This window comes from Formosa sp. Hel3_A1_48, assembly GCF_001735715.1.
Lineage (GTDB): Bacteria > Bacteroidota > Bacteroidia > Flavobacteriales > Flavobacteriaceae > UBA3537.
Genome location: NZ_CP017259.1, coordinates 640,297 through 653,621, shown reverse-complemented (window position 1 = coordinate 653,621; position 13,325 = coordinate 640,297). Strand labels below are relative to the sequence as shown.

Genomic DNA, 13,325 nt, shown 5'->3' with positions numbered 1-13,325 from the left:
TCAGTATGAAAAAAGCACTTTATATATTTTTAATACTAACATTTTCTAAGGCCTTTTCTCAAGACCCGATCCACACCCAATTTTTTATGGTTCCTGAAACCTTAAGTTCGAGTTTTACTGGAGCTAAACAATCTACACGAGCGGGTATAATTCATCGTACTCAGTGGCCAGGATTAAACTTTAGCATAAATACTCAATTTGCCTTTGTAGATAACTGGTTCGAGGAAATAAACAGTGGTGTTGGGATTAGTGTTTTAAATCATAAAGAAACAACTACTCGCTATAATTTTACTCAAGTAAACTTAAATTATGCATATCAATTCCCAATATCTGAAGAGTGGAATGTACGTCCAAGTATTTCTGTTGGATATGGAGCTAAAGACTTCGGTTTTCAAAATCTAGTTTTGGAAGATCAAATCAATATTTTTAGTGGTATAATAAATGTCAATAGTATCGATCCAATAAATCTTAACGAAACAATTAGATTTTTAGATTTTAGCGCTTCTGTTTTATTTAATTCAGATAACTCATGGGTAGGCTTTACTTTGAAGCATTTGAATCAGCCTAATATTTCAATGGAGATGGAAGGTCAGGATAATTTAGAAATGTTTATGTCCTTACACGGTTCTCTTTATATCCCTTTTGGAGACTACAGAAGTGATAATAAATTATTTGTTTTGGCCAATGGTATGATGCAAGGTGCTTACAACCGGTTCGATTTGGGGGCAAAATATGAAATGGATCGTTTTGCATTTGGACTTTTAGCTGCTACAAATCCAGTAAAAACAGATTCAAACAGTCATTTTCTGACTTCCATCAATGCCTTTGTTGGTATGGATTGGGAGGGGTTCCGTTTTGGGTATTCCTATGATTTTAATGTCACAGAAATTGGACGAACAGGTGGGGTATACGAGCTATCAGTAAGCTATGATTTCTTAAATAATGACAATTGTTTCGGTTGTCCTGACTATTAATTAAATAAATATTATTTTTATACTCTAAAGCCTACCCATGCCTAGTCGTGTAAAAATTATTGAATGTCCTAGAGATGCCATGCAAGGTATAAAAACCTTTATTCCTACTGCGCATAAAGTTCAGTACATTCAATCCCTTTTACGTGTTGGCTTTGATACTATTGATTTTGGTAGTTTTGTTTCGCCTAAAGCAATACCGCAGATGCAAGATACCTCAGCTGTTCTTGCTCAATTAGATTTAAGTTTAACAACGAGTAAACTCCTTGCTATTGTCGCAAATGTTCGTGGGGCTAAGTCGGCAGTAGCGTTTAAAGAGATAGACTATTTAGGCTTTCCATTTTCGATTTCTGAAAATTTTCAAATGCGGAATACACATAAAACTATTGCTCAGTCGGTAGAAGTCTTAAAAGAGATTTTAGACACCGCCCATCAAAATGATAAAGAACTTGTAGTTTATTTGTCAATGGCCTTTGGAAATCCTTATGGTGACCCATGGAATGTTGATATAGTAGGGGAGTGGACTTATAAATTACAGAAAATGGGGGTTAAAATATTGTCTTTAAGTGACACAATTGGCTCATCCTCTAGATCAACAATATCATATTTATTTTCTCAACTTATCCCTGCTTATCCATCGGTGGAATTTGGAGCTCATTTACACACCCACACATCAACATGGTATGACAAGGTAGATGCTGCTTACACAGCTGGTTGTTTGCGTTTTGATGGTGCAATTCAAGGTTTTGGAGGTTGTCCTATGGCTAAGGACGAATTGACAGGAAATATGCCTACAGAAAAACTTATTTCGTATTGCACAGCTCAAAAAGCAGAAAACAGCCTCGATGTACTCGCCTATGAAAGCGCGCACAATGAGGCATCTAAATTGTTTTCTAAATACTCCTAAAATTGAAATTCAATGCCTGCATAAATTCCGAAAGGATGACCGGGTCTAAATCCAGCAGGAACTTTTGAAACAGCATATGTGTTGTCAAAAACATTAATCACCATTCCGGTTATGCTCAAGTTGTTTTTAATGTGGTATTTACCAGAGAAATCAACTATAAAATTAGAAGTGATACCATTATTTCTGTTAATTGACTCTGTTCCAGCAGATGTTCTAAAAGCCCCGTTTTGTCGCCCATTGAGATGGAGTTCGAATTTGTTGTGCTCTAACGAGATTGAAGTGTTGAATTGATGTTTTGCAATGTAAGGCAATTCATCCCCAGATTCCACTTCCCCCCACAAGTCTTCATCACTTCCGAAATTATTTTGAAATGTTGCATCAGTTAGTGTATAGCCAAATGTGAGCGGCATCGAAAAGTTTGAGTTTTTTTCCATCAAATCATAATTCAATAGAAGTTCAAGTCCTTTGACACTTACCTCACCTGCATTAAATTGATCTAATGAGCCTGTTCCGCCGCTAGCCGCTAAATCGCTGCCCAAAAGATTGCTGTAATCGTTGTAAAATGCAACGGCTTCACCTCTAATTCCTCTATAGTTAAATCGTGTTCCTAATTCGTAATTAATACTTTCTTCTGCCTTTTGTCCCGATTGATTTCCTGGTGGTGAAAATCCTTTGTGGATGCCAGCAAAAATTGAGGTTAAATTATTTAACTTATAGTTTATTCCAATACCAGGAATGAAAATCGCTACATTATTATCTCTAGTCGAAAGATCATTACCGCTTCTATTTGGGTCATCACTACCAAAGTTTTCTCTTTGAAGCTTAATGTCTTCGTATCTGATACCGGGAGTGACCGTTAAATTTTTATATTTTAATTTATATAAAATCGAAGCTGCAAATGCTTTAGCGCTGCTAATTCGGTTTGCATCCGAGCCACGTGCTGCGGCAGTGGTCAAATTCATCTGTTGGTTGATTATGTTGTATCCATCTTTCCATTGAAAACGATCTTCTTCATCATAATGATAGCGGAGGCCAATCTCTAAATCGTGAAATACTTGTTCGCCATTCCAGTGAAAATCTAATTTCGTTTGAATTCCCTTGGATATATACGCTCTATTGTTAGCTTTTACTAATAAAGCATCCGCTGCAGAATTTGATGTGCCTCTAATGATATCCATATAAGGGGTGTATGCAGTTGGGTTGTTCACTATTGATGCAATTTTTACTTTATCTCCATCAACAACCACATCATTTAATTTATACCAATTTCTTGAAAAACCGTTGTAATATCCACTGGTTGTAATTTTTAAAAAGTTAGAAACGTTTATCTCGTGCGTTAATAAAAATTGCTGGTGTTTATTTGTCATTTTATCCTTTTGAGAGGCTGCATAACGGGCAAAAGGAGATTCATTAAAATCAGACTCGGTAAGGCCTAAGTAAGTTTCGTTTGAAACTTCATCTGAATATTGAAACTTAAAGGTCAGTGCTTGATTGTATTTAGCTGTCTCTTTACTTTTGATTTTAAATTTAGCAACTACATCATTTTTGTCAAATCCTGTATTTCGATTATTTAAAAGGTCTTTAAATCCTTTAGAGTTGTTTTTTAGGTATTCTAAAGAATATCCAAATTGTGACTTGGAATCGCCAATCCTGACATGTGTTTGGTGTGTATTGAAACTTCCGTAACTTGATTTAAGACTTCCTTTAAATGCATTCGGAATTTGATTACTCACCAAATTAATAGCTCCTCCAGTTGTGAATGGACCATACTGAATTTGACTACTTCCTTTTAATATTTCTACTGCTTGCATGCGCGCAATTGATGGAAAATAATATGCTGCAGGTGCACTGTAAGGAGCAGGAGCTATCAAAACACCGTCTTCCATAACCGAAATTTTTGCACTTCTTTCTGGAGAAGTTCCTCGTAAACTAATATTTGGACGTAGTCCAAAACCATCTTCCTCGTAAATTGAAACACCCGGAACAGTTCTCAAAACACGGTTAATATCAGTATATCCAAATTTTTCTAATTCTTTTGGAGAAAGGTAGTATGAAGAACCGGATCTGTTTTCAGCCTCATATTTACTCCCAAAAATCACTTTGGTGCTAATAAAGACTTGATCTAATTCCTGAATTGAATCATTTGATTCTGTTTTGGTTTGTTGAGCATTTATAATTCCTATACTCATTATAGCTAGTAGTAATATGCGGTATTTCATTTAATTCTTATTTAGACTTATTAAAAATAATATTAGTTTTCTGCGACAAATATACAAACCATTTTTAGTTAAACAAAATTTATTTAGATTAATTATAAATAAAATAAATAATCTCTGTTGGTAGCTTCGATATTATCTCTTGTTGTAGTTATAAATACCAAAAAAAGCCCTAAATTTGCATGCAATTAAACCTAATTGCAATGCAAGCACACCTTTCAAAAATTGTTGGCGAAGGTCTTACCTACGACGACGTACTCCTAATTCCTGCTTATTCTGAGGTATTACCACGAGAAGTTAGTATAAAGACTAGCTTTACACGAAACATAAGCCTAAACGTTCCTATAGTTTCTGCAGCTATGGATACCGTTACTGAAAGTGCAATGGCTATTGCCATAGCGCGTGAAGGAGGTATTGGTGTATTGCATAAAAATATGTCTATAAGTCAACAAGCTATTGAAGTCCGAAAAGTTAAACGTGCGGAAAGCGGAATGATCATTGACCCAGTTACACTAGATTTAGATGCTATTGTGAGTGATGCTAAGAAAAGTATGCAAGAACACAGTATTGGCGGGATTCCAATTGTCGATTCAAATGGATTATTGAAAGGAATTGTAACCAACAGAGATTTAAGATTTGAAAAAAACAATAATCGTCCCATCACTGAGGTGATGACCGCTCAAGATTTAGTTACGACTTCTGAAGGGACTTCTCTTCAACAAGCTGAAGTTATTCTTCAGGAAAACAAAATAGAAAAACTTCCAGTTGTTGATAAAGATTTTAAGCTCATTGGCTTAATAACTTTTCGTGATATTACCAAACTTACTCAGAAGCCTATTTCTAATAAAGATCATTATGGTCGTTTGCGCGTAGCTGCGGCTATTGGCGTTACCCATGATGCAGTAGAGCGTACTTCCGCACTTGTTCAATCTGGTGTGGATGCTATTGTTATAGATACTGCGCATGGACACACCAAAGGTGTGGTGTCTGTACTTAAAAGCATTAAAAAGGAGTTTCCGGAATTAGATGTAGTTGTTGGGAATATCGCTACAGCTGAGGCAGCCAAGTATTTGGTTAACGCTGGTGCCGATGCTGTTAAAGTTGGAATTGGTCCCGGTTCTATATGTACAACAAGAGTTGTTGCAGGGGTTGGTTTTCCTCAATTCTCTGCTGTGCTTGAAGTTGCAGCTGCACTAAAAGGCTCGGGCGTTCCTGTTATTGCCGATGGTGGAATTCGTTATACAGGAGATATTCCAAAAGCCTTAGCCGCAGGAGCCGATTGTGTGATGTTAGGTTCACTACTGGCGGGTACCAAAGAATCCCCAGGAGAAACCATTATTTACGAAGGGCGTAAGTTTAAATCATACAGAGGGATGGGTTCTGTAGAAGCCATGAAAGAAGGAAGTAAGGATCGTTATTTCCAAGACGTCGAAGATGATATTAAGAAGTTAGTTCCAGAAGGTATTGTAGGCCGCGTCCCTTATAAAGGAGACCTTTATGAAAGTATTCATCAATTTGTTGGTGGTATTCGCGCGGGTATGGGATATTGCGGCGCAAAAGACATAGAAACGCTAAAAGAAAACGGTAAGTTTGTAAAAATTACATCTTCTGGAATTAGTGAAAGTCACCCTCATAATGTTATGATTACCAAAGAAGCACCCAACTATTCGCGATAAGCTTGCGTACATTAATCAATTTTTTTACTTTTAAATTCTTTTAAAATATTTCACTATGCGTGCATTTTTTTTGCTCATAAATTTTCTGTTATTATTCCCAATTTTTGGCCAAGATCTACCAATTAACTCAGAAGTTTTAATGACGATAGACAGCGAGGAAATTACAGTTGATGAATTCATGAATGTTTATGAGAAAAACATCAACCTAGTTCAGGATAAACAACAAAAAAGTATTAAAGATTATTTAGATCTTTACATTAACTATAAATTGAAGCTTGCTGAAGCAAGGTCTCTGGGCTACGATAAAAAAGAGAGCTACTTGAGTGAATACAAAGGCTATAAAGAACAACTTATTAAAAACTATCTTACGGATAAAAAGATTACAGAAGAATTACTTCAAGAAGCGTATAGTCGAAAATTAGAAGAAGTAAAGGCTCAGCATATTTTGGTTCGTTTTAATTCTCAACAAGACACACGCTCAAAGCTCAACCAAATACAAGCCTTACGGAACCGTTTCTTAAATGAAGATTTTGAAACACTTCGAAAAGAGATACACGACGGCCAATCTATTTTTGTTGAAGATTTAGGGTATTTTTCGGCCTTCAAAATGGTTTACGATTTTGAAAATGCAGCATACAATACAGCTGTTGGAGAAATTTCTCAACCTTTTAAAACACAGTTTGGTTATCATGTGGTTAAAGTCCTTGACAAAAGGCGCTCGAGAGGAAAGGCTGAGGTTGCACACATCATGATTGCAAACAATTCAAAAGACACTACTCAAACACCTGAACAACGAATCAATGAACTTCATCGTTTATTGTTGCAAGGAGAGTCTTTTGAGAGCCTGGCTAAACAGTATTCAGATGATAAAAGTTCAGCAGCAAATGGCGGAAAATTAAAACCCTTTGCTTCTGGTGAAATTAATTCTGAGATTTTTGTCGATACAGCATTCAATCTGAATGAGGGTGAGATTTCAACTCCGATCCAATCTCAGTTTGGATGGCACATCATAAAGTTGTATGCTCAAATCCCAGTTGAAGATTTTGAAAATATAAAATACGATTTGGAACAAAAAGTAAAACGCGACAGTAGATCCTCAATTATTAAGAAAAAAATGATTGAATCTCTTAAAAAGCAATATCAAATTGATGCCGCAGATCTCCCCACTATTTCTAATTTGTTTGTTTATGACAACGAATCGAAAGAATGGATTTTGAAAGATACTAGTAAGAAACAAGCTCAGTTTATTAAAATAGAAGATCTTATTTTTACTTATGACGATTTTTTAGTTTTTTTAAATAAAAAATCTCCTAAAAAATTAAACGGGATACAGAAATCAAATTTTATAGCTGAACAATATGGCATTTTCTTAGAAGATCAATTGTTGGAATATAAAAAAGAACAACTTCCTTTTGAAAATTTAGAGTATGCACAAATTCTTAAAGAATATGAAGAGGGGTTACTTCTTTTTGACATCATGCAAGAAAAAATATGGGATGGTGCTAAAAACGATTCTACAGGTCTTTTAGCCCACTACCAAGAGCATATAAACAAGTTTAGTTCTCCAGCCCAATTGACAGCTAGTATTGCTCGATCCTCAAAAAAAGCCACGCTGAAAAAAACAAAAAAATTGTGGGAAAATGGTAGTTCGAACGAAGCCATCACATCAGCTTTAAATGCTAAAGAGCAAAAAGTTATTCTATCTAGTGGATCTTTTAATATTGACGATCCTCTTTTACCAAAACAAACTCAATTTACAACTGGTATTTCTTCTATTTATTCGCTTGAGGACGGTTATGTCCTTTTAAATATTACAGCTTTAGCTCCCGAAAAAAACTTATCCTTTGAAGCCTCGAAGGGGGCTGTTATCTCAAGTTATCAAGAGACGCTTGAAAAACAATGGATTCAAAACTTAAGAAAAAAATATAATTTTTCAGTAAACAATGAAATGCTAGAAGCATTATCTTCAAAAGTTTCGCAATAATGTTTAGAAATGCACTTCCTTTTTTTTCTTTAATTTTTCTTTTTTTGTCCTGTGAATTATCCACTTCATCTAAAAATGGCTTTCCTTTAGCAAGAGTTAATGATGAGTATTTGATGCTTGACGATGTTGATTTTTCTGAAATGCAAGGGATTAAAACTGAAGACAGCTTACTCCATATTCAGACGGTCATTAGAAATTGGGCGACACAACAATTGCTCATCGATGGAGCAAGAATAAACCTTGGAGAAGAACAGCAAACAGACTTCAGAAGTCTTGTAAAACAGTACGAAACTGATTTGTATACATCTGCGTATACAGAAGCCTTAGTAAAACGCAATTTAGATACTACCCTAACCCAAGAAGAATTAACGACAACTTATAATCAAAATAAAGAGCTGTTTGTTTTGAAGGAAGATTTAATTAAACTTCGCTACATCAACATAGAATTAAATATGTCCAATAGTCAGGAAATTAAACGTCGTTTCAAGCGTTACAGTTCAGAAGACAAAGCGCTTTTAGATACTATTTCCATACAATTTAATTCATTCTTTTTAAATGACTCAATTTGGATTAAAGCTGATCAAGTGATTTCGAAAATTAAACCGCTACAAAAAGGATTTAATAAGCTGTTGCTAAAAAAACCAAATTTTATTCAGCTCAACGACTCTTTAGAGTTATATTTGATTAAAATAAATGAAGTACTTGCGCCAGGAATGCAAGCCCCAATGGAATATGTATTACCTACATTACGTCAAATTATCATCAATAAACGTAAGCTGATACTAATTAATCAGTTGAAAAAAGAAATTGTAAATGATGCCATCAATAATAAAAAATTTGAAATTTATGACTAAGTCCCTATCCATTTTAGCAATTCTCAGTTTAATGGTCTTCAGTCAGTTATCTGCACAAGAAATAATTGAAGATAAAATAGAAGAAGTTCGAGAAGTTCAGCTTGATTCTACGCAACTCATAAAAATTGATGGCGTTGCTGCGGTTATTGGGGATTTTGTCGTCTTGGATTCAGATATTGACAAACAATTTGCTCAACTTGAGGCCAGTGGTGTTTCAACTAAAGAGATTACAAGATGCCAACTTTTTGGTAAACTTCTTGAAGATAAATTATACATGCACCATGCAGTAATTGATAGTATAGAGGTTAATGATGCAGAAATTCGTTCTTATGTTGATCAACAGCTTGAAGGCTTTGCGCAGCAAATTGGTTCTATGGATAAACTCATAGCTTATTATAACAAGTCGTCCGAACAGGAACTAAGAGACGAGATGTATGAGTTAAACAAGAATGGGAAAATGGCATCAATGATGCAGCAACAAATTATAGATGAAATTGAAGTGACTCCAGAAGAAGTTCGACAATTTTTCAATAAAATTCCAGTAGAAGAGCGACCACTTTTTGGAACAGAGTTGCGTGTTGCTCAGATTGTTATCATTCCACAGACTACTCAAGATGAAATAGATAAAGTTGTAAAAAGGCTAAGAGAGTTTAGAGCCGATGTTATTGATAATGGTGCAAGTTTTACAACCAAAGCCGTTCTGTATTCTGAAGATCCGGGATCGAAACGTTCTGGAGGAAAGATGACCCTTAACAAAAAACGCCCTATGATGGTGAAAGAGTTTAGAGAGGTTGCATTTTCTTTACAAGAAGGCGATGTTTCGGAACCCTTTAAAACAGATTTTGGATATCATATAATATTTCTGGAAAAAGTTAGAGGACAAGAATACGACGTAAGGCATATTTTACTCCGTCCAAAACTAAACGATAAGGCAATCTTAGCTGCAAAAGAAAAGCTAGAAAATGTTCGTCAATCTATTGTGGATGGAGACCTTTCCTTTGCCGACGCTGCCAAAGAAGTAAGTGATGAAAAAGAAACCAAATTTGACGGTGGTCAATTGCGTAATCCTGAAACTCAAGATTATAATTTTGAACTGACTAAAATGGATCCTGAATTATACGCCCAAATTCAAAATATCGGAGATAATGAAGTGAGTCCTGTTTATAAAGATGGTGACCGAATTAATCCTATAAAATTTAAAATTTTGACAGTCACCCAACGCACAGATGAGCATGAGGCAGATTTTGCTAAAGATTATTTGAAAATCAAAGCACTGGCATTACAAGAAAAGCAGCTCAATGCAATCGCCGATTGGCAAGAAGAAAAAATTATGGATACTTACATAAAAATAAATGGTGAATTGAGAGCTTGTGATTTTAAGAGCAACTGGTTTAAAAATTAAGTACATTTCATGTCGGACGTCAATACATTAAATAACTTCCTTAAAAAATTTGAGCAACTCAAAAAAGAAATCGGCAAAGTTATAGTCGGTCAAGATGTAGTAATTGAGCATATTTTAATATCAATATTTTCTGGAGGGCATGTACTGCTTATTGGTGTCCCTGGATTAGCCAAAACGCTAATGGTAGATACTATTGCCAAAACTCTTGGTCTTGATTTTAAACGGATTCAATTCACACCAGACTTGATGCCCAGTGATATTTTGGGGAGTGAAATATTAAATAATGAGCGAAAATTTCAGTTCATTAAAGGGCCTATATTTTCAAATATTGTTTTGGCCGATGAAATAAACAGAACACCTCCAAAAACACAAGCCGCACTTTTAGAGGCTATGCAGGAACGTTCTGTTACTGTTGCTGGTCAACATTATAAATTAGACCAGCCCTACTTTGTTTTGGCTACACAAAACCCCATTGAACAGGAAGGAACATACCCACTTCCTGAAGCTCAATTGGATCGTTTTATGTTTGCCATAAACCTTGAGTACCCATCATTTGATGAAGAAGTAGAAGTTGTAAAGCAAACAACTTCGGAAAAACAAGCAAATTTAGATGTTATATTTGACAGTAGCCAGCTCATTGAATTTCAACAGCTTATTCGAAAAACGCCTGTGGCGGATAATGTTGTGGAATATGCCGTTAAACTAATATCCAGGTCAAGACCAGGCACTAAATATACTGCTGAACTTGTTGGTCAATTTGTGGAATGGGGTGCAGGACCAAGAGCATCCCAAAATTTAATTTTAGCCGCTAAAACTCACGCTGTATTAAAAGGCAAATACACGCCAGATATTGAAGATGTTCAGGCTGTAGCCATAAGTGTACTACGCCACAGAATCATCAAGAACTACAAGGCTGCAGCTGAGGGAGTCAGTATTGAGCAAATTATTGAAAGCTTGTTCTAAATTTTTCGATATATTTTGATTTTTTATTGCCTTAAGATTACACATAAATTTGTACATTTATCCCCGATTTTAAATTTCATCCCGTTATGGCTTTCGACATAGATATCATAAAAAAAGTTTACCAGCAAATGTCATCAAAAGTTGACAATGCACGAGAGGTAGTTGGACATCCTCTTACCCTTTCAGAAAAAATACTTTATAATCACCTTTGGGACTCAGATCTCAAAAAAGCATTTGAGCGTGGTAAAGATTATGTAGATTTTGCACCAGACCGTATCGCATGTCAAGATGCTACAGCACAAATGGCATTGTTACAATTCATGCAGGCTGGAAAGAAAAAGGTAGCTGTACCAACAACGGTTCATTGCGATCACCTAATCCAGGCCAAAGTAGGCGCAACAAAAGATTTACAATCAGCACTCAATAACAGTAATGAGGTTTTTAATTTTTTAGAATCAGTATCCAACAAATATGGTATTGGATTTTGGAAGCCAGGTGCAGGAATAATTCATCAAGTTGTATTGGAAAACTATGCGTTTCCTGGTGGGATGATGATAGGGACAGACTCCCATACTGTAAATGCGGGTGGTCTTGGAATGGTTGCTATTGGTGTTGGTGGTGCAGATGCTGTTGATGTGATGGCAGGAATGCCATGGGAGTTAAAATTTCCTAAACTAATTGGAGTTAAACTTACAGGGAAACTTTCTGGTTGGACTGCTCCTAAGGATGTAATTCTTAAAGTTGCAGGTATTTTAACTGCCAAAGGTGGAACTGGTGCTATAGTTGAGTATTTTGGCCCTGGAGCAGAATCAATGTCTTGTACTGGAAAAGGAACCATTTGTAACATGGGTGCTGAAATTGGAGCAACTACATCTACATTTGGATATGATGCTTCAATGGAACGTTATCTGCGCGCGACTGATCGTAGTGATGTAGCTGATGCCGCTAACCAAGTAAAAGACTATTTGACTGCTGACCCCGAGGTCTATGCAAATCCCGAAAAATATTTTGATGAGCTAATAGAAATCAATTTATCTGAACTCATGCCTCATCTTAACGGTCCTTTCACACCAGATTTAGCAACACCTGTTGGTACAATGACTGCAAAAGCTAAAGAGAATGACTGGCCTCTTAAGGTAGAGTGGGGTTTAATTGGCTCTTGTACCAATTCTTCATATGAAGATTTATCTCGTGCAGCCTCTATTGCGCAACAAGCATTAGATAAAGGTCTAAGTACTAAGGCAGAGTTTGGTATTAATCCTGGTTCAGAACAAGTACGTTATACAGCCGACCGTGATGGTATTTTAAATGTCTTTGAACAACTCGATGCAAAGATATTTACCAATGCATGTGGACCTTGTATCGGACAATGGGCACGTTACGAAGACCCAAAAAACGCTCCAAAAAATAGTATTGTGCACTCGTTCAATAGAAACTTTGCAAAACGTGCTGATGGAAATCCAAATACCCATGCTTTTGTGGCTTCCCCAGAGCTTGTAGCGGCTATCGCTATTTCTGGGCGATTAGATTTTAATCCGCTGACCGATACTTTAGTTAATGATCATGGCGATGTTGTAAAACTTGATGAACCTACTGGTTTTGAATTGCCTGAAAATGGTTTTGATGTTGAAGACGCAGGGTACCTTGCCCCAGTCGAAGACGGTAGTGGAGTAGAGGTAGTTGTTGCTGGGGATTCAGAGCGATTGGAATTACTAACCCCATTTGATCCGATTGGGAACAGTATTATTGGCGCTAAATTACTGATCAAAGCTCACGGTAAGTGTACTACAGATCATATTTCTATGGCTGGGCCTTGGTTACGCTATAGAGGTCATTTAGATAATATTTCGAATAATTGTTTGATTGGCGCTGTAAATGCGTTCAATATGAAGACAAATTTTGTAAAAAGTCAATTGAATGGTGAGTATGATGCCGTTCCTAAAACCCAACGTGCCTACAAAGATGCTGGAATTTATACAGTTGTTGTTGGTGACCACAACTATGGTGAAGGATCCTCAAGAGAACATGCTGCTATGGAGCCACGTCATCTAGGTGTTGCTGCTGTGATTGTAAAATCTTTTGCGCGTATCCACGAAACTAATCTGAAAAAACAAGGGATGTTAGGACTTACCTTTGCAAATGAAGCCGACTATGATTTGATTCAAGAAGACGATACGTTCAATTTCTTAGACTTAGATAAGTTTGCACCTGGTAAACCCTTGAACATTGAAGTTGTTCATACAGACGGTACAAGCGATACAATTTCTGTAAATCACACCTACAATAATTCACAGATTGAATGGTTTAACGAAGGCTCTGCTTTAAACTTGATTAAGAAACAAAACGCTTAAA

9 protein-coding genes are annotated in these 13,325 nt (G+C 36.1%); 8 read left to right on the top strand and 1 reads right to left on the bottom strand.

All coding sequences use genetic code 11. The features are described from left to right. The first annotated feature begins 5 nt into the window (after window positions 1-5). Window positions 6-974 (top strand): PorP/SprF family type IX secretion system membrane protein, encoded by a 969-nt coding sequence (locus FORMA_RS02940; protein WP_069674245.1) that lies wholly within the window; start codon window positions 6-8, stop codon window positions 972-974. A 37-nt stretch (window positions 975-1,011) separates the two neighbouring features. Further along, entirely contained in the window at window positions 1,012-1,878 is an 867-nt protein-coding gene (locus tag FORMA_RS02935; protein WP_069674244.1) for a hydroxymethylglutaryl-CoA lyase, read from the top strand. Here FORMA_RS02935 and FORMA_RS02930 read toward each other — a convergent pair. After that, on the bottom strand, window positions 1,875-4,097 hold the full coding sequence (locus FORMA_RS02930) for a TonB-dependent receptor family protein (RefSeq protein WP_069674243.1): 2,223 nt from the start codon (window positions 4,095-4,097) through the stop codon (window positions 1,875-1,877). The two genes, FORMA_RS02935 and FORMA_RS02930, sit on opposite strands and share 4 nt — an antisense overlap. A gap of 200 nt (window positions 4,098-4,297) precedes the next feature. Here FORMA_RS02930 and guaB point away from each other — a divergent pair, with 200 nt between their 5' ends. The 6 genes from guaB to FORMA_RS02900 all read left to right on the top strand — a co-directional run bounded on the left by guaB (window position 4,298) and on the right by FORMA_RS02900 (window position 13,324). Then, window positions 4,298-5,770: an IMP dehydrogenase gene (gene guaB / locus FORMA_RS02925; protein ID WP_069675424.1), complete on the top strand. Its 1,473-nt coding sequence runs from the start codon at window positions 4,298-4,300 to the stop codon at window positions 5,768-5,770. Between the two features lie 55 nt (window positions 5,771-5,825). Then, window positions 5,826-7,754 carry a peptidylprolyl isomerase gene (locus FORMA_RS02920; RefSeq protein ID WP_069674242.1) on the top strand — a complete coding sequence of 643 codons (1,929 nt, stop codon included), beginning with the start codon at window positions 5,826-5,828 and terminating at the stop codon, window positions 7,752-7,754. A gap of 44 nt (window positions 7,755-7,798) precedes the next feature. Then, complete coding sequence (locus tag FORMA_RS02915; RefSeq protein ID WP_157506017.1) at window positions 7,799-8,608, top strand: peptidyl-prolyl cis-trans isomerase; 810 nt, start codon at window positions 7,799-7,801, stop codon at window positions 8,606-8,608. Further along, window positions 8,601-10,010 (top strand): peptidylprolyl isomerase, encoded by a 1,410-nt coding sequence (locus FORMA_RS02910; RefSeq protein ID WP_231925002.1) that lies wholly within the window; start codon window positions 8,601-8,603, stop codon window positions 10,008-10,010. The genes FORMA_RS02915 and FORMA_RS02910 overlap by 8 nt, the downstream gene beginning before the upstream one ends. A gap of 9 nt (window positions 10,011-10,019) precedes the next feature. Next, a complete protein-coding gene (locus FORMA_RS02905) occupies window positions 10,020-10,973 on the top strand; it encodes an AAA family ATPase (RefSeq protein ID WP_069674240.1) in 954 nt (317 codons plus the stop codon). An 86-nt stretch (window positions 10,974-11,059) separates the two neighbouring features. After that, entirely contained in the window at window positions 11,060-13,324 is a 2,265-nt protein-coding gene (locus FORMA_RS02900) for an aconitate hydratase (RefSeq protein ID WP_069674239.1), read from the top strand. Window position 13,325: the final 1 nt, after the last annotated feature.

Bases quoted from the DNA above. Each gene is read 5' to 3' on its own strand.
- FORMA_RS02940 (WP_069674245.1), top strand. From the start codon at position 6: ATGAAAAAAGCACTTTATATATTTTTAATACTAACATTTTCTAAGGCC.
- FORMA_RS02935 (WP_069674244.1), top strand. From the start codon at position 1,012: ATGCCTAGTCGTGTAAAAATTATTGAATGTCCTAGAGATGCCATGCAA.
- FORMA_RS02930 (WP_069674243.1), bottom strand. From the start codon at position 4,097: ATGAAATACCGCATATTACTACTAGCTATAATGAGTATAGGAATTATA.
- guaB (WP_069675424.1), top strand. From the start codon at position 4,298: ATGCAAGCACACCTTTCAAAAATTGTTGGCGAAGGTCTTACCTACGAC.
- FORMA_RS02920 (WP_069674242.1), top strand. From the start codon at position 5,826: ATGCGTGCATTTTTTTTGCTCATAAATTTTCTGTTATTATTCCCAATT.
- FORMA_RS02910 (WP_231925002.1), top strand. From the start codon at position 8,601: ATGACTAAGTCCCTATCCATTTTAGCAATTCTCAGTTTAATGGTCTTC.
- FORMA_RS02905 (WP_069674240.1), top strand. From the start codon at position 10,020: ATGTCGGACGTCAATACATTAAATAACTTCCTTAAAAAATTTGAGCAA.
- FORMA_RS02900 (WP_069674239.1), top strand. From the start codon at position 11,060: ATGGCTTTCGACATAGATATCATAAAAAAAGTTTACCAGCAAATGTCA.